Genomic DNA, 16,983 nt, shown 5'->3' with positions numbered 1-16,983 from the left:
TTTTTTTTTATATATTCGCCCTGCGAAATAACGCGCTGCTATGACTATAATCCAACTCGAATACCTGCTGGCGGTGGCCAACTGCGGCAGTTTTTCCCAGGCTGCCGAGCACTGTTTCGTGACGCAGCCCTCGCTGAGCATGCAGGTCAAGGCCCTCGAAGAGGAACTGGGCGTGGTGTTGCTCGACCGTTCGAAGAAGCCCGTCATTCCGACCGAGGCGGGCGAGGTCGTGATCGGGAAGGCCCGCGAGACGCTCAAGGCCTACAACTGCATCCGCGAGGCGGTTTCGGAGCTGAAGGGCGAGACGGCGGGCAAACTGCGGCTGGGAGTCATTCCGACCATCGCGCCTTACCTGCTGCACAAGTTCATCCCCGCCTTCGTGCGCGACTACCCGAAGGTCGAGCTGGAAATCTCGGAGATGATCACTTCCGACATCGTCGAGGCCCTCAAGCGCGACCGGATCGACGCCGCGCTGGTGGCCAGCGGGACCTGCGGCGAGGGGATCACCGAGCAGGAGCTTTTCAGCGACCGCTTCTATGCCTACGTGTCGCCCGAGAACCCGCTTTTCGAGCGGTCGAACATCCGCATCGAGGACATCGACCTGAAGGATCTGGTGATTCTGAGTCCCGGAAACTGTATGCGCGACCAGATCATCGAGCTGTGCCAGGCCCGCCGTTCGATGCCTTCGCACTACACCTTCGAGTCGGGGTCGCTCGATACGCTCATGCGCATCGTGGACTGCACCTCGTGTCTGACGATCGTTCCGGAGATGGCCGTGGAGTACATCCCCGCCGATCGCCGCGACCGGCTGAAGACCATCGCCAAGGGAGCCACTTCGCGCAAGATCGCCGTCGCCGTGCGGCGCACCTATGTCAAGAATTCGATCATCAGGGCCCTGACGGACACGATTCTGGCGAACGTCCCGGCGGCCCGGACCTGACGGCGGCCCCGTCGGTCCGCTTCGTCTCTCTGCCGGACAGATGCGGCCTGTCCGCCCGTCCGCCATGCCGCCCGACGGCACGGCCGTGCGTTGCCCGGCATGGCCGCTTTTTTCTCCGGCTGCTCCTATTTTGCAATCCATAATTTTCAAATCCGGATAATCTTTCGTACCTTTGCAAGGTTATAGACCCGTAACGGATTTTTATGAATAAACTGATCGAAACGATCGTCAGCGCGATTGAAGATAAAAAAGGTAAGAATATTGTATCGCTGGACCTCTCGGGGTTCGACGGGGCGATCTGTTCGCATTTCGTCGTCTGCAACGCCGATTCCACCACGCAGGTGGCGGCCATCGCCGGCGGCATCGAGGAGAAGGTGCTCGAAACGCTGGGCGAGAAGGTGTGGCGCGTCGAGGGACAGCAGAACGCCCTCTGGATCGCCATGGACTATGTGGACGTGGTGGTGCACATTTTCCAGACCGATCTGCGCGGTTTCTACAAGCTCGAGGAGCTGTGGGCCGATGCGCCGATGGTGAAGTACGAATACGAAGCGTGAATTTGATTTATGGCACAACAACGGAAGAACAACAATAGAATGAACATGCCGCGGCCCTCCTATTTCTGGCTTTACGGACTGGCCGCCGTTTTTATCATCGGCTGGGCCGTCATGGGGGGCGGGAACGACGCCCCGCAGCCCAGTGACTGGACCTCTGTCGAACGGATGGTCGAGCAGGGCGAGGTGGAGCGCATTCAGGTCGTGAACCGCGACCAGGCGCAGGTCTTTCTCCGGAAGGAGGCGATCGGGAAGTACCGCAACGACGCGGAGAACAGGCAGTACGCACGGATTCCCGAGAACGGTGCGCAGTTGTTCTTCACCATCGGGTCCGTCGATTCGTTCCGCGAGGATCTGAGCGCCGCCGAGCAGCGCTCGGGCCATACGGTTCCCGTCGTCTATAAGAACGAGAAGAACGACTGGACGTCGCTGCTCATCAACCTGCTGCCGTGGGTGGTCATCATCGGCGCGTGGTTCTTCATCATGCGCTCCATGTCGCGCGGAGCGGGCGCCGGGGGCGGCGGAGGCATCATGAACGTCGGCAAGGCCAAGGCGCAGGTCTTCGACAAGGACAACTCCCGGCGCGTGACCTTCAAGGACGTCGCCGGACTGGAGGAGGCCAAGGTCGAGATCATGGAGATCGTCGATTTCCTCAAGAAGGCCGACAAGTACAAGGAGCTGGGCGCGAAGATACCGAAAGGCGCGCTGCTCGTGGGCCCTCCGGGAACGGGCAAGACGCTGCTGGCCAAAGCCGTGGCCGGCGAGGCCAACGTGCCGTTCCTCTCGATTTCGGGTTCGGATTTCGTGGAGATGTTCGTCGGTGTGGGCGCGTCGCGCGTGAGGGACCTTTTCGAGCAGGCCAAGCAGAAGGCGCCGTGCATCGTCTTCATCGACGAGATCGACGCCATCGGCCGCGCCCGCGGCAAGAACGCCGGATTCTCCGGCAACGACGAGCGCGAGAACACGCTCAACCAGTTGCTGACCGAGATGGACGGCTTCCAGACCAATACGGGCGTCATCGTCCTCGCGGCCACGAACCGCGCCGACATTCTGGACAAGGCGCTCATGCGTGCCGGCCGTTTCGACCGCCAGATCGAAGTCGGGCTTCCCGACGTCAAGGAGCGCGAGGAGATTTTCGAGGTGCACCTGCGGCCGCTCAAGCTCGATCCGGACCTCGACCGTTCGTTCCTGGCGCGCCAGACTCCCGGCTTCTCGGGCGCCGACATCGCCAACGTCTGCAACGAGGCGGCGCTCATCGCCGCGCGGCATAACAAGAAATTCATCGCCAAGGAGGATTTCCTGGCCGCCATCGACCGCATCGTGGGCGGTCTGGAGCGCAAGAACAAGATCATCACCGACGAGGAGAAGCGCGTGATCGCCTACCACGAGGCGGGACACGCCACCGTGAGCTGGATTCTCGAGAACGCCAGCCCGCTGATCAAGGTGACGATCATCCCGCGCGGCAAGGCCCTCGGGGCGGCGTGGTATCTGCCCGAGGAGCGGCAGATCACCACGCGCGAGCAGCTCATGGACGAGCTGGCCGCCACGCTCGGCGGCCGCGTGTCGGAGCAGCTCACCTTCGGCGAGGTCTCGACCGGGGCGCTGAACGATCTGGAGCGCGTCACCAAGCAGGCTTACGCCATGGTGGCCTACTACGGCATGAGCGAGAACGTGGGCACGCTCTCCTATTACGATTCGACGGGGCAGAGCGACATGGCCTTCACCAAACCCTATTCGGAACTGACGGCCCAGCAGATCGACGCCGAGGCCAGGCGCGTGATCGAACAGGCCTATGCCATGGCCGAGAAGGTGCTGCGGGAACACGCCGACGGCGTGAAGGAGCTGGCCGAACTGCTCCTTTCGCGCGAGGTGGTCTTCACCGAGGACGTCGAGCGCATCTTCGGCAAACGCAAGAAGGACATCGAGCGGGAGCGCCGCGAAGCCGAGGCGAAGGCCGCGGCGGAACGCAATGCCGCCGGGAATGTTCCGCAGCCGGCCGCGGAGGAGACGTCAGGCGCTGCGGTCCCGGGAACCGGTTCCGCGGTTTCGGAACCGGCCGGTCCGGCGGCGTCCGGAGCCGCTTCGGAGAAGGTGTCCGAAACCGCCGCCTCGGGGAAATCCGGCGGGAAATAGCTGCGAATCTGCAAATCCAAATAACCTCGACAGACGGATGAGTGACAAGATGAAGAACCTCGGAGTGCGCACGTTGAGCGGTATCGTGCTCGGCGCGGTGGTGCTCGGCGCGGTGATCTGGTCGGTGTGGAGTTTCGGCGCGTTGCTGGTACTGCTGCTCGTGGCCGGCATGGCGGAGTTTTACGGTTTGGCCGAAAAGCGGGGCGGAGCGCCCCAGCGCGTGATCGGTACGGTCACGGGACTCGCGCTCTTCGCGCTCAATTTCTATTTCGCCTGGTGCATCGCCTTCGGGCGGGGCTATGTCGTGCTCGGCGACAGCCCGTGGCTGGAGTGGGGCCTCGCGTTCGTGCTCCTGCTGCTGCCCGTGACGCTCGTCTGCGAACTGTTCCGCGGGCGGGAGAATCCGGCCGCCGACATCGGCGTGACGCTGCTGGGCGTCGTCTATGTGGCGTTGCCCTTCTCGCTGATGTGCTATATTCCGGTGCTGGCAGGCGAGGGGTGGTGTCCCCGGCCCGTGCTCTTCTACATTTTCATCGTCTGGGCCAACGACGTCTTCGCCTACCTGGTGGGGATGACCTGCGGGCGGCACCGCCTCTGCGAACGCCTTTCGCCCAAGAAGTCGTGGGAAGGGTTCTTCGGCGGACTGGCCGGGGCCGTCGCGCTGGGACTCGCCGCGGCGCACGTGTCGGGCGGCGGTTACGCCGCCTGGGTCGGGCTGGCGCTCGTCGCCGCCTCGACGGCCGTGTTGGGCGATCTGGCCGAGTCGATGTTCAAGCGGGCCGCGGGCGTCAAGGATTCGGGACGGCTCATTCCCGGCCACGGCGGCGTACTGGACCGTTTCGACGCCATGCTGCTTTCGGCGCCTTTCGTGCTGGTGTATATGCTTATCGTAATGTAACTGCAAACCGATTTCGGATATGAGAATAAATAAGGAAGGCTACAAAATCATCGGAATCTCGGGCGTCGTGTGCGTGCTGATCTGGTGGCTCTTTTACCATTTGCTCGAGAGCGATGCGAGCGAAGTGCTCCTGTGGGTCGGCACGGCGTTCCTGCTGCTCTTCTGGTTCTTCATCGTGGCGTTCTTCCGCGAGCCGCGGCGCGTGCGCATCCACGATGCCGACCTGGTCTTCGCCCCCTGCGACGGCCGCGTGGTCGTCACGGAGAACGTGCGGGAGACCGAGTATCTGGGCCGCGAGATGTTGCAGATTTCGATTTTCATGTCCATCACCAATATCCACATGAACTGGGTTCCCGTAGGCGGCGAGGTGGAGTACTTCAAGTACCATCCGGGCCGGTTTCTGGTGGCGTGGCATCCCAAATCCTCCACCGAGAACGAGCGCACGACGACCGTGGTGCGGATGCCTTCGGGCCAGCAGGTGCTTTTCCGGCAGATCGCCGGACTGATCGCGCGCCGGATCATCTCCTATATGAAGGTGGGCCATGCCGTCGAACAGAACAGCGTCTGCGGTTTCATCAAGTTCGGTTCGCGCGTCGATGTGCTCGTGCCGAAGGACAGCGAACTGCTCGTCGAGATCGGCGATCCCGTCGTCGGCTCGCAGACGCCCATCGCGCGTCTGCGCAAGCAGCCGGCCGAATAAATGCCCCGGACCATGAAAAAGACTCCCCAGACCTTCCTGCGGTTCATTGCCGGCGCTGCCGCCGCTGCGGCCGTGCTCTTCCTGGTCTGGTACTTCTCGTCGATCGTCGTTTACATTCTCATTTCGGCCGTGCTGGCCGTCATGGGCAATCCGCTGGTGCGGCGCCTTTCGGCCGTGCACGTGCGGGGCTGGCGGATTCCCCGCTGGCTGGCGGCCTTTGCGGCGCTGGTGGTCATCTGGGTGGTGATCGCCACGCTGTGCTCGCTGTTCGTGCCGCTGGTCTTCAACAAGATCAACCAGTTGGCGCACGTCGATTTCGCCACCGTCGTCGCTTCGATCGAGGAGCCGATCGCCCGGGCGCAGAACTACTTGCAGTCGCTCTTCGCCCAGCCCTCCAGCTCCTTCTCGCTGCCCGACGCGCTGACGCGGACGCTGCGGCAGGTCGTGGACTTCGAGTCGCTCAACAGCGTCTTCTCGTCGATCGTCGGCATCGTTATCTCGTCGGTCATCTCCGTCTTCTCCGTTTCGTTCATCACCTTTTTCTTCCTCAAGGACGAGGGGCTGTTCTACGCGATGGTGACCACGCTTTTTCCCGACCGTTACCGCGAAAATCTGACGCGCGCGCTGGATTCGGTCACGGTGCTGCTGGCGCGCTACTTCACGGGCATTCTCACCGAGAGCCTGCTGCTCATGATCGCCGTGTCGCTTACGATGATGGCCTTCGGGATGAAGGCGGCCGACGCGGCGTTCATCGGTCTTGTGATGGGCGTGATGAACGTCGTGCCCTATGCCGGCCCGCTCATCGGCGGCGTCTTTTCGGTCTTCGTGGGCATCGTGACCCCCATCGAGGGGATGACCGTGGGGCATACGGCCTTCGTGATCGCCGGGTCGTTGCTGATCCTCAAGGGGCTGGATGACTTCGTGCTGCAACCGACGCTCTATTCGGAGCGCGTGAAGGCCCATCCGCTCGAAATCTTTCTCGTGATCCTGATCGCCGGCTCGCTGGCCGGCATCCTCGGCATGCTGCTGGCGATTCCCTCCTATACGGTCCTCCGCGTCTTCGCCAAGGAGTTCTTCTCCCAGTTCCGGCTGGTGCGTAAATTGACTGAGAAAATCTGATGGCGGAGCGGTCGGAAGAGCGGGTGCGGGCGGCGGTTTCCGCCCCGGAGCGCAGGGAGGCGGAACGGACGGTTCCGGGACAGAGCGCCCCGGAAGGGGGCTCTCCGGAACAGCATGTTCCGGGTCGGGACGCCGCGGGCATGATCGTCGAAGGGGTGGTGGAGCACGGCCGCCGGCTCGGCCGCGAGCTGGGTTTTCCGACGGCCAACCTGCCCGTGCCGGAGCATTTCGGGGCTTCGGACGGCGTCTACCGGACGCGTGCGACGGTCGGGGGGCGGACTTTCGACGCCATGTCGAACCTCGGCAGCAACCCTTCGGTCGGAGGCGTCGAACGGCGGCTGGAGACGCATATTTTCGGTTTCGGCGGCGAACTGTACGGCCTGCGGCTGCGGGTCGAGTTGCTCGGAAAGATCCGCGACGAGCGCCGTTTCGCTTCGATCGGGGAGCTTCGCGCCCAGATCGCCCGGGACCGGGAGACGGTGCTGGCGCAGATCGCCGGCGAGCGGGAGTGACGCCGGATTGCCGGAACGGAATCGCAGTAACTTCGTTAAAAAAAACAGATAAGCTATGTATTTGGATTCTACGCTTCCCTACAAGGTCGCCGACATGTCGCTGGCCGAATGGGGCCGCAAGGAGATCGAGATCTCCGAACACGAAATGCCGGGCCTGATGGCCGTGCGGCGGGAATACGGGCCGCTCAAGCCGCTCAAGGGCGTGCGCGTGATGGGATCGCTGCACATGACCATCCAGACGGCCGTGCTGATCGAGACGCTCGTGGAGCTGGGCGCCGACGTGCGCTGGTGCTCGTGCAACATCTTCTCGACGCAGGACCACGCTGCGGCCGCCATCGCCGCCGCGGGCGTTCCGGTCTTCGCCTGGAAGGGCGAGACGCTGCCCGAGTACTGGTGGTGTACGGCCATGGCCCTCTCGTTTCCGGGCGGCAAGGGACCGCAGCTCGTCGTGGACGACGGCGGCGACGCCACCCTGCTGATCCACAAGGGATACAGGGCCGAGAACGACGCCTCGACGCTCGACTGCACCCCTTCGTCCTACGAGGAGGAGGTGATTCTCTCGACGCTTCGGACGATTCTCGCGGAGGACGGACGGAAGTGGCACCGCACCGTGGACGAGTGGCGGGGCGTGAGCGAGGAGACCACCACGGGCGTACACCGGCTCTACCAGATGCAGGAGGCCGGCGAGCTGCTCGTGCCGGCCATCAATGTCAATGACTCGTGCACCAAGTCGAAGTTCGACAACCTCTACGGCTGCCGCGAGTCGCTGGCCGACGGCATCAAGCGCGCCACGGACGTGATGATCGCGGGCAAGGTCGTCGTCGTGTGCGGCTACGGAGACGTGGGCAAGGGCTGCGCCCGCTCGATGCGCTCGTACGGCGCGCGGGTGATCGTCACGGAGATCGACCCGATCTGCGCCTTACAGGCCGCCATGGAGGGTTTCGAGGTGAAGACCGTCGAGAGCGCGCTCCCCGAGGGCAATATCTTCGTCACGTGTACGGGCAACTGCGACATCATCACGCTCGAACACATGGAGCGGATGCGCGATCAGGCCATCGTCTGCAATATCGGCCACTTCGACAACGAAATCCAGATGGCGCGCCTCGAGAAGTCGGCGGCCGTGAAGACCAACATCAAGCCGCAGGTCGATAAGTTCACCTTCCCCGACGGGCATTCGATCTTCGTTCTGGCCGAAGGGCGTCTGGTGAACCTCGGCTGCGCCACGGGCCACCCGTCGTTCGTCATGTCAAACTCCTTCACGAACCAGTGCCTCGCGCAGATGGAGCTGTGGCGGGAGAAACTTCCGGTGGGTGTTTACCGCCTTCCCAAGCGGCTCGACGAGGAGGTGGCGCGGCTGCATCTGGCCAGCCTCGGCGTGGAGCTCACGCGCCTGACGAAGAAGCAGGCCGACTATATCGGCGTTCCCGAGGAGGGACCCTACAAGGCCGAACACTACCGCTATTGATCTCCCGGCGGAGATTCCGCTTCCCTTGCGCGAGGCCGCGATCCGACAGATCGCGGCCTCGCGCGTTTCCCGGACGGAAAACGGCGGGCGGGCCGCAGCGGATGCGCCCCTTCGCGTATATGGATATTGTGTGGAAGGGACCGGCGGTTTCCGGTCCCGGGGGATGAAAAGGCGGATTCTTGTGGATCAGAAAAGTCCTGCGGCCCACTCCCGGAGTACGGGGTAGGTGTCGGCGGCGACATGCAGGAGCATCCCTACGGCGGCGACGAGTTTGATGCCCGTGCCGACGATGAACGAGAGGAACGAGCCGATGCCCACGAGCAGCGCCTTGCCCGGGTCGCTCTTGTCGTGGAGCAGTTCGCCCAGCACGGCCCCGAAGAAGGGACCGAGGACGATGCCCAGCGGAGGGAAGAGGAAGAACCCGGCGAAGACGCCCACCGTGGCGCCTATGGCTCCGGCGCGCGAGCCGCCGAACCGCCGGGTCATCCATGCGGGCAGAAAATAGTCGATGACGCTCACTGCGACGGTGATCGCCAGCCAGGTCCAGAGCGCTGCGCCGCCGATCGTCGAGTAGGAGGTCAAGCAGGCGCACACCAGCCCCGCATAGCTCAGCACGACGCCGGGCAGCGCCGGAACGATGCAACCGACGATACCTGTGATCGTGAAGACGAAGGCCAGTATCGAGAGGGTGATGTCCATGTTTTGCGGAACGGTTTTTTCTGCGGCGAACGGCCCGGAGCCGGGAAAAACTACCGGATGAGCCGGTTGGTCTCCGTATCGGGGAAGACGATCCAGGGCCGGAACGCTTTGGCGTCCTCGAAATCCATCAGCGCGTAGGAGGCGATGATTACCACGTCGCCCACCTGCACCTTGCGGGCGGCCGCGCCGTTGAGGCAGATCGCGCCGCTGCCGCGTTCGCCCTTGATGATGTAGGTCTCGAAACGCTCCCCGTTGTTGATGTCCATGATCTGAACCTTCTCGCCCTCGATCATGTTGGCGGCGTCGAGCAGCTCCTCGTCGATGGTGATGCTGCCCACGTAATTCAGATTGGCCTGCGTGACGGTCACGCGGTGAATCTTCGACTTGATGACTTCGATCTGGAATTTCATTATCGGATGCGGATGTTATCGATTAGACGAATCTCTCCGGCCTGCACGGCGATGCAGCCCTGGATGCGCCCGGCGTCGCTCCATGCGGCGACCTCCTGCATCGTCAGCGCATCGACCGACTGGTAGTAGATCACCTTCAGCAGCGGGTTGCGCTCCACTTCGGCCACGACCCACGCCTTCAGTTCGGCGGGCGTCATTGCGTGCGACCGTTCGGCGGCGGCGCGCAGCGTGGCGTAGATGTGCGGCGCGGCGGCGCGGTGTGCGGCGTCGAGCAGCGTGTTGCGCGACGAGAGGGCCAGTCCGTCCTCGCCGCGGACGATCGGACACTCGACGATTTCGACCGGCAGCGCCAGCTGGCGCACCATCGCGCGGATGACGGCGATCTGCTGGAAGTCCTTCTCTCCGAAGTAGGCGCGCGCCGGGCGCACGATGTCGAACAGGCGGCTCACGACCTGTGCCACGCCGTTGAAATGGCCCGGCCGCGTCGCGCCCTCCATCACCTTGTCCACCTGCCCGAAGTCGAATACCCGGGTGTCGGGTTCGGGGTAGATCTCTTCGACCGGCGGCATGAGCACGAAGTCCGCTCCCGCCTCCGCGAGCAGCCGCCCGTCGGCTTCCGGCGTGCGGGGGTAGTGCTTCAGGTCGTTCTTGTCGTTGAATTGCGTGGGGTTCACGAAGACGCTCACCACGACGGTCCGGTTCTCCCGCCGGGCGCGTTCGACGAGCGAGCGGTGTCCCGCGTGCAGGGCGCCCATCGTCGGCACGAAGCCGATGCCCGACCGCTCCGTCCGGTCCAGTTCGGCACGGAGCTCCTTGACGCTTGTCAGTACTTTCATCCCTTTCTCTGAAACGATTGCGGCGCAAAGGTAGAAAAGATAATTAAGAAAGGGAAATGAAAAGTGAATTTTCGTATCTTTGCATACCTGTAAAATAAGAATCGTATGAACATGAAAGCTTACCTGAAAGGCGCTCTGGCCGTGCTGGCATGTACGGCGGGCATCGCGGCCCATGCGCAGAAAAACTATCCCCGGCAGGAGCCGATGACACCCGGCATGTCCGAATACTGGACGCCGCAGCCCGCGGTGGTCGCCCCGGGCGACAGCCGGACGAACGGCGCCCCGTCCGACGCCGTCGTGCTTTTCGACGGCAGCGACCTGTCGGCCTGGACGTCGGCCGGCGGCGGTCCGGCCGAGTGGCCCGTGCACGACGGGGTCTTCACGGTCGATAAGTCGAAGGGCGACATCCTGACGAAGCGGAGTTTCGAGAACTTCCAGCTCCACCTCGAGTGGTGCGTTCCGGAGGGCATCTCCGGCGAGAGCCAGTCGCGCGGCAACAGCGGCGTTTTTCTTCAGGACAAGTACGAAATCCAGATTCTCGACGGTTACCGCAACGAAACCTACGTGAACGGACAGGTCGGCAGCGTCTATAAGCAGACGCCCCCGCTGGTGAACGCCATGCGCCGCCCGGGCGAGTGGAACGTCTTCGACATCATCTACTCCGCTCCGGTCTTCAAGGAGGACGGCTCCTACCGTATTCCGCCGCACGTGACGGTGATTCTCAACGGCGTGGTGCTACAGAACAATACGACGATCCTCGGAACCACGGAGTACGTCGGATTCCCGCGCGTGGTGAAGCACGGCGCCGGACCGCTCCGCCTGCAGTCGCACGGCGACCCGAGCGAACCGATCAGTTTCCGCAACATCTGGATCCGGGAGCTGTAAGCCTTCCGGCCGCATTTTCGCAATCATGCCGTCCGTCGCGGCGGAATGCCCCGCCGGGGCGGACGGCCAATCTTTTGCAAACGATGAAACGACCCTTTACGAACGCAACCATGACTCTCGCATTGCCTCTTCTCGCTTCGTGCGGCGCGCCCGCCGCGGACGACCGGCCCTGGATCGTCGATCGCTTCGACGACATCAAGGTGATCCGCTACGAAGTCCCCGGATTCGAAAACCTCCCGCTGGAGCAGAAGGAACTCGTCTATTACCTGTCCGAGGCGGCCAAGTGCGGCCGCGACATCCTCTACGACCAGAACTGTCCGGTGAACCTGCCGGTGCGCCGGACGCTGGAGGTCATCTACGAAAACTACCGCGGCGACCGCACGACGCCCGAGTGGAAGGCGCTCGAGAAGTACCTCAAGAAAGTGTGGTTCGCCAACGGCATCCACCATCACTATTCGAACGACAAGTTCACGCCCGAATTCACCGAAGGGTATCTGCTCGACGCGATCGAGACCATTCCCGAGGAGAAGTTCGGGTCGCTGAACGCCCTGCGGGGCGAGGTCTGCCGCGCCATTTTCGACCCGGCGGTCTATCCCACGAAGCTCAACCAGCGCGCGGGCGACGACCTGCTGCTCACTTCGTCGAGCAACTACTACGACGGCGTGAGCCAGGCCGAGGCCGAGCGGTTCTACGCCGAGATGGCCGCTGCCGCGGCGGGCGATCCCGAGCCGGTCTCCTACGGCCTGAACTCGCAGTTGGCGAAAGACCCCGCCACGGGCCGTCTCCACGAGCGCACGTGGCGCGTCGGCGGCATGTATTCGCCCGCGATCGAGCGGATCGTCTATTGGCTCGAGAAGGCCGCCTCGGTGGCCCGGGAGCCGCAGAAGACCAATATCGAAACGCTCGTCGCCTATTACAGAAGCGGCGATCTGAAGGAGTTCGACCGCTACAACATCGGCTGGGTGAAGGATACCGTGTCGAACGTCGATTTCGTGAACGGCTTCATCGAGGACTACGGCGATCCGCTGGGCCGCAAGGCGTCGTGGGAGGCCAACGTCAATTTCATGGATTCGGCCGCCTGCCGCCGCACGGAGATCATTTCCGCCAACGCCCAGTGGTTCGAGGACCATTCGCCCGTCGATCCGGCCTTCCGCAAGGCGAAGGTGAAAGGCGTCTCGGCCAAGGTCATCACCGTGGCGATGCTGGGCGGCGACTGCTTCCCCTCGACGCCCATCGGCATCAACCTCCCGAACGCCGACTGGATCCGCAAGGAGTACGGTTCGAAGTCGGTGACGATCGACAACATCACCTATGCCTACGACCGCGCCGCGCACGGCAACGGCTTCAACGAGGAGTTCGTGCTGCGTGCCGACGACCGCGAGCGGATGGACCGCTACGGCAAGCTGGCCGACGACCTGCACACCGATCTGCACGAGTGTCTGGGTCACGGTTCGGGCCAACTGGCGCCGGGAGTGCGCGGCGGCGAGCTGCGCAGCTACACCTCGACGCTCGAGGAGGCGCGCGCCGACCTGTTCGGACTTTACTACCTCGGCGACGGAAAGATGGTCGAGCTGGGGCTCGTGCCGTCGTTCGACGTGGCGAAGGCGGGCTATGCCAAATACATTCTCAACGGTCTGATGACCCAATTGGCGCGTATCGAGCCGGGCAAGAATGTCGAGGAGGCGCACATGCGCAACCGCAAGCTGGTCGCCGAGTGGTGCTACGAGCACGGCCGGGCCGACAACGTGATCGAGTGGGTCCGGCAGGACGGGAAGACCTATGTCGTGGTGAACGACTTCGTCCGTCTGCGCGCGCTCTTCGGCGAGCTGCTGGGCGAGATCCAGCGCATCAAGTCCGAGGGCGACTACGAGGCGGGGCGCGACCTGGTCGAGCGCTATGCCGTCCGGGTCGATCCCGCGCTGCACGAGGAGGTCCGCAGCCGCTACTACGGGCTGGGGATCGAGCCTTACGGCGGATTCGTCAATCCCGAATACGAACTGGTCGAGCGCGACGGCCGGGTGACGGACGTGCGTATCTCCTATCCGGCGGATTACGTGGAGCAGATGCTCGGCTATTCGCGCGACTACTCGTTCCTGCCCGACGTGAATTAGATTCCGACACGAAGCGGACGCTTCCGGTGGCGGTGTCCGATGCGCGGCGGGTTTCCGTGGGGCATCGGGCGCCGCTTGGCCGGGGTCCGTGCGAACAAATCCTGCATGGAACTGACGATAAGGGAGGAGCGGCCGGACGATTGCCGGACGGTCGGGGAGCTGGTCGAGGCGGCGTTCCGGCCGCTGGCGTTCAGCGACCATACGGAACACCTGCTGGTGGCGCGCCTGCGCCGTTCGGAGGCGTTCGTCCCCGGATTGTCGCTCGTGGCCGAGGCGGAGGGCCGCCTCGTGGGGCACGTGCTGCTGACCCGGCTGGAGGTCGTCGCGGAGGACCGGAGTGCCGCGACCGTGCTGGGCGTCGCTCCGCTGTCGGTGCTTCCCGGGCTGCAAAACCGCGGCATCGGGTCGGCATTGCTGCGCGAAGCGCACCGGAGGGCCGTCCGTGCGGGGTTCGGGGCGGCGCTGCTGGTGGGCCATGCGGACTATTACCCGCGTTTCGGCTATGTTCCCGCGAGCCGTTTCGGCATCCGTTTTCCGTTCGATGCGCCCGATGCCTGCTGCTTGGCGGCGGAACTGATTCCGGGCAGTCTCGGGGGCGTGCACGGCACGGTCCGCTATCCGGCCGCGTTCTTCGGGGAGACGCCGGAAGCATGACGGCTCCGGCTGTCCGGCGGCTGAAAACAGGGGAGGCGCACCATGCGGTGCGCCTCCCTTTCCTCTTTGCCGTTTCCGGAATCCGGCGTGCCGCCGGACCTCCTTCGCGGTCTTTTCTGCGGAATCCCGCCGTCGGGATTTACTCCACGACCTCTTCGAACTGGTCCTTGCCGACGCCGCAGAGCGGGCATACCCAATCCTCGGGAATCTCCTCGAAAGCGGTTCCGGGAGCGATGCCTCCGTCGGGATCGCCTACTGCGGGATCGTAAATCCACTCGCATACCGTGCAACGATACTTTTTCATCTTTTCTCTTGTTTTAATTAAAGGGTGAATAAATCGGTTTCAAAATCCATGCCTCCGGGGCATTTGTCTTCGTTCTTCTATTTCGGACGGGAGGCAGCCGCCTCTTCCGCCTCTTCCGCCTCTTCTTCTTCGTCCTCCTCCTCTTCGTCCGGACGGTTGCCTCCGGGCGGCGTCAGCTCCGCCACGAGGCGGTCCGCTTCCGTGCACGAGACGAAGAGCCGGTCTTCGTAAATGTCGGTGATCTCCACGAAATTTTTCCACTCCGAGGCGTAGAGCTTCACGCGGTCGAAGCGGCGCAGGTCGAGGAAGTGGCCGTAGTAGCCGAAAAATCCGAATCCTCCGAATATCGGCACGAACCACTTCATGCGCCGGGGCTCCACGCGCCGCACCGAGGCGATCTCGTCGCGGCGGATTTCGGTGATGTCCAGCAGGCAGCGGACCTCCACCCGGTCGTCGGTCACGACGATCCGCCGGGGGATCGACAGCGCCATGAGCGCCACGAGCGCCACGATGAACGAGGTGAACCACGCCGAGAGGTATCCGCCTTCGTAGAGGTGGTAGAGCAGCCAGCCCAGCAGTCCGAATGCGGCCAGATAGACGACCGTCCAGTAGAGGATCGTGCGGCTGAAACGGTATTTATAGACGCTCTGCATCGTTTTCCTTATCTCCTGTCGGGTCCGGTCACTCCCTCTCCGCGCCCTCTTCCCGGGCTGCAAGCAGGGCTTCGGCGAGGATGAAATCCTCCGCCGTCGTGATCTTGAGGTTGCCGCGTTCGCCCCGGGCGAGGAACACGCCGTGTCCCGCGGCCTCCACCACCGAGGCGTCGTCCGTGAATTCCGCGCGGTACTCCGCTCCGTAGGCTCCGCGCAGGATGTCGGCGCGGAAAATCTGCGGAGTCTGTACGATCCGGAACCGGCGGCGGTCCGCGACGTGCGATGCCGCGATTCCCTCCGTTTCCGTCCGCTGCTCCTCCACTTCACGCAGCGAATCGACCGCTTCGACGACCGGAATCGCCGCTCCGTACCGTTCCGCGGCCTCCGCCACGCGGCGGATCAGCTCCGCCGACACGAGCGGCCGCACGCCGTCCTGTACGGCGATCAGCTCCGGGTCGGTGCGGAGCGCCGCCAGTCCGCGCCGCACCGAATCGAACCGCTCGGCGCCTCCGGTGACGATCGTGTGCGGGGCCACTTCGAAGCGCGCCGCGAGGTTTTTCCAGAAATCCGCATGGCGTTCGGGCAGCACGGCGACGATTTCCGCGCCGGGCAGCGCCGCGGCCACGGCGTTGATCGTGCGTGCCAGTACCGGCATGCCGCCCAGCAGCGCGAACTGTTTGGGCAGAGCGCCTCCGCAGCGTGTCCCGCTGCCTCCGGCCACGATGATTGCTCCCGTGCGTGCCATGCCGTTATTCTTTGTCGCCGTTTTCCGCCTGCGCCGGGGCGGCCGTTCCGGGCAGCGTCAGCGAGTCGAGCTGCGTGATCCGCTCCTCGGGTTTCACCTCGCCGTTCAGCTCGGCCGTGATGCGGTCGCGCACGAATTCGAACAGCGGCCGGTTCTGTTTCGAGATCGGCTCGGCCGGCTCCTGCGGGACCTTCAGCGGGTCGATCGGCTTGCCGTTCTTCCAGATGCGGTAGTCGAGGTGCGGGCCTGTCGAGGCGCCGGTCGAACCGACGTATCCGATGAGCTGTCCCTGCGATACGTGCGTCCCCTGCCGGATGCCCTTGGCGTAGCCGCTCAGGTGCAGATAACCCGTCACGAGATTTCCCGGATGCTTGATCTTGAGCGTGTTGCCTCCGCCTCCGCCCCAGCCGCGGAAGGTGACCACGCCGTCGGCCACGGCGTGTACGGGCGTTCCTTTCGGCGCGGCGTAGTCCACGCCCGTATGCGGCCGGTAAACCTTGTATATCGGGTGTTTGCGCGCGTAGGTGAAGCGCGAGCTGATGCGCGTGTACTTGAGCGGCGCTTTGAGCAGTTGCTTGCGCAGGCTGCCGCCGTCGGCCTCCCAGTACTGGATCTTGCCGCCCTGCCGGAAGGGGATGGCGTAGTACTCCTTGCCGCTCTGCGTGAATTTCGCTCCCCATACGCGGCCGATGCCGGCCGAAACCGTGTCGTCGATGAAACGCTCGTCGTAGATCACCGTGAACGAGTCGCCTTTCTGGATGCCGAAGAAATCCACCGTCCACTGGTAGATGTCCTCCATCTCCGCGGCCAGCGCGTAGGGGAGGTCGTGTTCCATGATCGCGCCCCAGAGCGAGGAGTTGATGACGGCGCTCTTCTTGGTGCGCCGCAGCGTGTAGGGTTTCGAATCCTTGCGCACGGAGACCGAATCGTTGTCGTGGAACCCGAAGACGACGTACTCCGTCGTGGATATTTCGTAGGCGAGGTAGTCCAGGTGCGGGGCGTAGAGCGAATCCTCGTGGATGAAGGTCGTGTATTTCTGTCCGGCCCGGATACTGCGCAGCGGGAAGACATCCTTCGACTTCCTGTCCAGCAGGTCGATCGTGCGGGCCGGAACGCCGTAGCTTCCCAGGATTTTCCCCAGCGTCTCTCCCGAACCCACTTCGCCCGTTTCGGTGCGGTATTCTTCGGCGTCGATGCCGTAGAGCAGGTTTTGGGGGGCGGACTCCTCCTGCGCGGCTTCCGCGTCCGTTTCCGCTTCGGCCGATCCGTTCCGGCCGCAGGCGCCCGCCGCAGCCAGCAGCAGGGCGCAGATCGTGATTCGCAAATATCCCATAGTACGTGCAAATTTAGACAAAAAACGCGGATCCG

General features: G+C 63.8%; 18 protein-coding genes. 11 read left to right on the top strand and 7 right to left on the bottom strand.

What is annotated here, in order from left to right; translation table 11 throughout:
- Positions 1 to 40: 40 nt before the first annotated feature.
- The 8 genes from KB554_RS02870 to ahcY all read left to right on the top strand — a co-directional run bounded on the left by KB554_RS02870 (position 41) and on the right by ahcY (position 8,318).
- The gene (locus KB554_RS02870; RefSeq protein ID WP_211034906.1) at positions 41 to 940 is read left to right on the top strand and encodes a hydrogen peroxide-inducible genes activator; all 900 of its coding nucleotides are present in this window, start codon (positions 41 to 43) and stop codon (positions 938 to 940) included.
- 203 nt (positions 941 to 1,143) lie between these two features.
- Entirely contained in the window at positions 1,144 to 1,494 is a 351-nt protein-coding gene (rsfS, locus tag KB554_RS02865) for a ribosome silencing factor (RefSeq protein ID WP_211034905.1), read from the top strand.
- A 9-nt stretch (positions 1,495 to 1,503) separates the two neighbouring features.
- Complete coding sequence (gene ftsH, locus KB554_RS02860) at positions 1,504 to 3,624, top strand: ATP-dependent zinc metalloprotease FtsH (RefSeq protein ID WP_141429313.1); 2,121 nt, start codon at positions 1,504 to 1,506, stop codon at positions 3,622 to 3,624.
- A 37-nt stretch (positions 3,625 to 3,661) separates the two neighbouring features.
- Complete coding sequence (locus KB554_RS02855; protein WP_242116241.1) at positions 3,662 to 4,522, top strand: phosphatidate cytidylyltransferase; 861 nt, start codon at positions 3,662 to 3,664, stop codon at positions 4,520 to 4,522.
- 19 nt (positions 4,523 to 4,541) lie between these two features.
- On the top strand, positions 4,542 to 5,222 hold the full coding sequence (locus KB554_RS02850; RefSeq protein ID WP_141429315.1) for a phosphatidylserine decarboxylase family protein: 681 nt from the start codon (positions 4,542 to 4,544) through the stop codon (positions 5,220 to 5,222).
- A gap of 12 nt (positions 5,223 to 5,234) precedes the next feature.
- On the top strand, positions 5,235 to 6,341 hold the full coding sequence (locus KB554_RS02845; RefSeq protein WP_211034904.1) for an AI-2E family transporter: 1,107 nt from the start codon (positions 5,235 to 5,237) through the stop codon (positions 6,339 to 6,341).
- The gene (locus KB554_RS02840; RefSeq protein ID WP_242116239.1) at positions 6,341 to 6,853 is read left to right on the top strand and encodes a riboflavin kinase; all 513 of its coding nucleotides are present in this window, start codon (positions 6,341 to 6,343) and stop codon (positions 6,851 to 6,853) included. Before KB554_RS02845 ends, KB554_RS02840 begins: the two co-directional genes overlap by 1 nt.
- Before the next feature lie 55 nt (positions 6,854 to 6,908).
- Positions 6,909 to 8,318 (top strand): adenosylhomocysteinase, encoded by a 1,410-nt coding sequence (gene ahcY, locus KB554_RS02835; protein ID WP_141429320.1) that lies wholly within the window; start codon positions 6,909 to 6,911, stop codon positions 8,316 to 8,318.
- A gap of 186 nt (positions 8,319 to 8,504) precedes the next feature.
- Here ahcY and KB554_RS02830 read toward each other — a convergent pair whose 3' ends face one another.
- From KB554_RS02830 to panC, 3 genes are read right to left on the bottom strand one after another with little or no spacing between them, the layout of a single operon-like run.
- A complete protein-coding gene (locus KB554_RS02830; protein ID WP_211034903.1) occupies positions 8,505 to 9,017 on the bottom strand; it encodes a DUF456 domain-containing protein in 513 nt (170 codons plus the stop codon).
- Between the two features lie 50 nt (positions 9,018 to 9,067).
- On the bottom strand, positions 9,068 to 9,427 hold the full coding sequence (panD, locus tag KB554_RS02825) for an aspartate 1-decarboxylase (protein WP_141429323.1): 360 nt from the start codon (positions 9,425 to 9,427) through the stop codon (positions 9,068 to 9,070).
- Complete coding sequence (gene panC / locus KB554_RS02820; RefSeq protein ID WP_211034902.1) at positions 9,427 to 10,263, bottom strand: pantoate--beta-alanine ligase; 837 nt, start codon at positions 10,261 to 10,263, stop codon at positions 9,427 to 9,429. The genes panD and panC overlap by 1 nt, the downstream gene beginning before the upstream one ends.
- A gap of 105 nt (positions 10,264 to 10,368) precedes the next feature.
- On the opposite strand from panC, the gene KB554_RS02815 reads away from it, so the two are divergent.
- From KB554_RS02815 to KB554_RS02805, 3 genes are all read left to right on the top strand, one after another.
- Positions 10,369 to 11,148, top strand: coding sequence for a DUF1080 domain-containing protein (locus tag KB554_RS02815; RefSeq protein WP_141429327.1), 780 nt, complete (start codon positions 10,369 to 10,371; stop codon positions 11,146 to 11,148).
- Between the two features lie 110 nt (positions 11,149 to 11,258).
- Complete coding sequence (locus KB554_RS02810; protein ID WP_242116255.1) at positions 11,259 to 13,259, top strand: dipeptidyl peptidase 3; 2,001 nt, start codon at positions 11,259 to 11,261, stop codon at positions 13,257 to 13,259.
- 105 nt (positions 13,260 to 13,364) lie between these two features.
- Complete coding sequence (locus KB554_RS02805) at positions 13,365 to 13,913, top strand: N-acetyltransferase (RefSeq protein WP_211034900.1); 549 nt, start codon at positions 13,365 to 13,367, stop codon at positions 13,911 to 13,913.
- A 139-nt stretch (positions 13,914 to 14,052) separates the two neighbouring features.
- On the opposite strand, the gene rd is transcribed toward KB554_RS02805, so the two are convergent.
- The 4 genes from rd to KB554_RS02785 form a co-directional block, all read right to left on the bottom strand.
- Positions 14,053 to 14,217, bottom strand: coding sequence for a rubredoxin (rd, locus tag KB554_RS02800; RefSeq protein ID WP_141429331.1), 165 nt, complete (start codon positions 14,215 to 14,217; stop codon positions 14,053 to 14,055).
- A 77-nt stretch (positions 14,218 to 14,294) separates the two neighbouring features.
- Positions 14,295 to 14,870, bottom strand: a complete 576-nt coding sequence (locus KB554_RS02795; RefSeq protein ID WP_211034899.1) for a PH domain-containing protein — start codon at positions 14,868 to 14,870, stop codon at positions 14,295 to 14,297.
- Positions 14,871 to 14,898: 28 nt separating this feature from the next.
- Entirely contained in the window at positions 14,899 to 15,615 is a 717-nt protein-coding gene (gene ispD / locus KB554_RS02790; RefSeq protein ID WP_211034898.1) for a 2-C-methyl-D-erythritol 4-phosphate cytidylyltransferase, read from the bottom strand.
- A 4-nt stretch (positions 15,616 to 15,619) separates the two neighbouring features.
- Positions 15,620 to 16,948, bottom strand: a complete 1,329-nt coding sequence (locus tag KB554_RS02785) for a peptidoglycan DD-metalloendopeptidase family protein (protein WP_141429337.1) — start codon at positions 16,946 to 16,948, stop codon at positions 15,620 to 15,622.
- Positions 16,949 to 16,983: the final 35 nt, after the last annotated feature.

It is taken from the genome of Alistipes sp. Marseille-P2263, from assembly GCF_018101075.1.
GTDB classification, from domain to species: Bacteria; Bacteroidota; Bacteroidia; order Bacteroidales; family Rikenellaceae; genus Alistipes; species Alistipes dispar.
The sequence above is the reverse complement of the archived record's forward strand: the minus strand, read 5'-3'. Positions and strand labels throughout refer to the sequence as shown.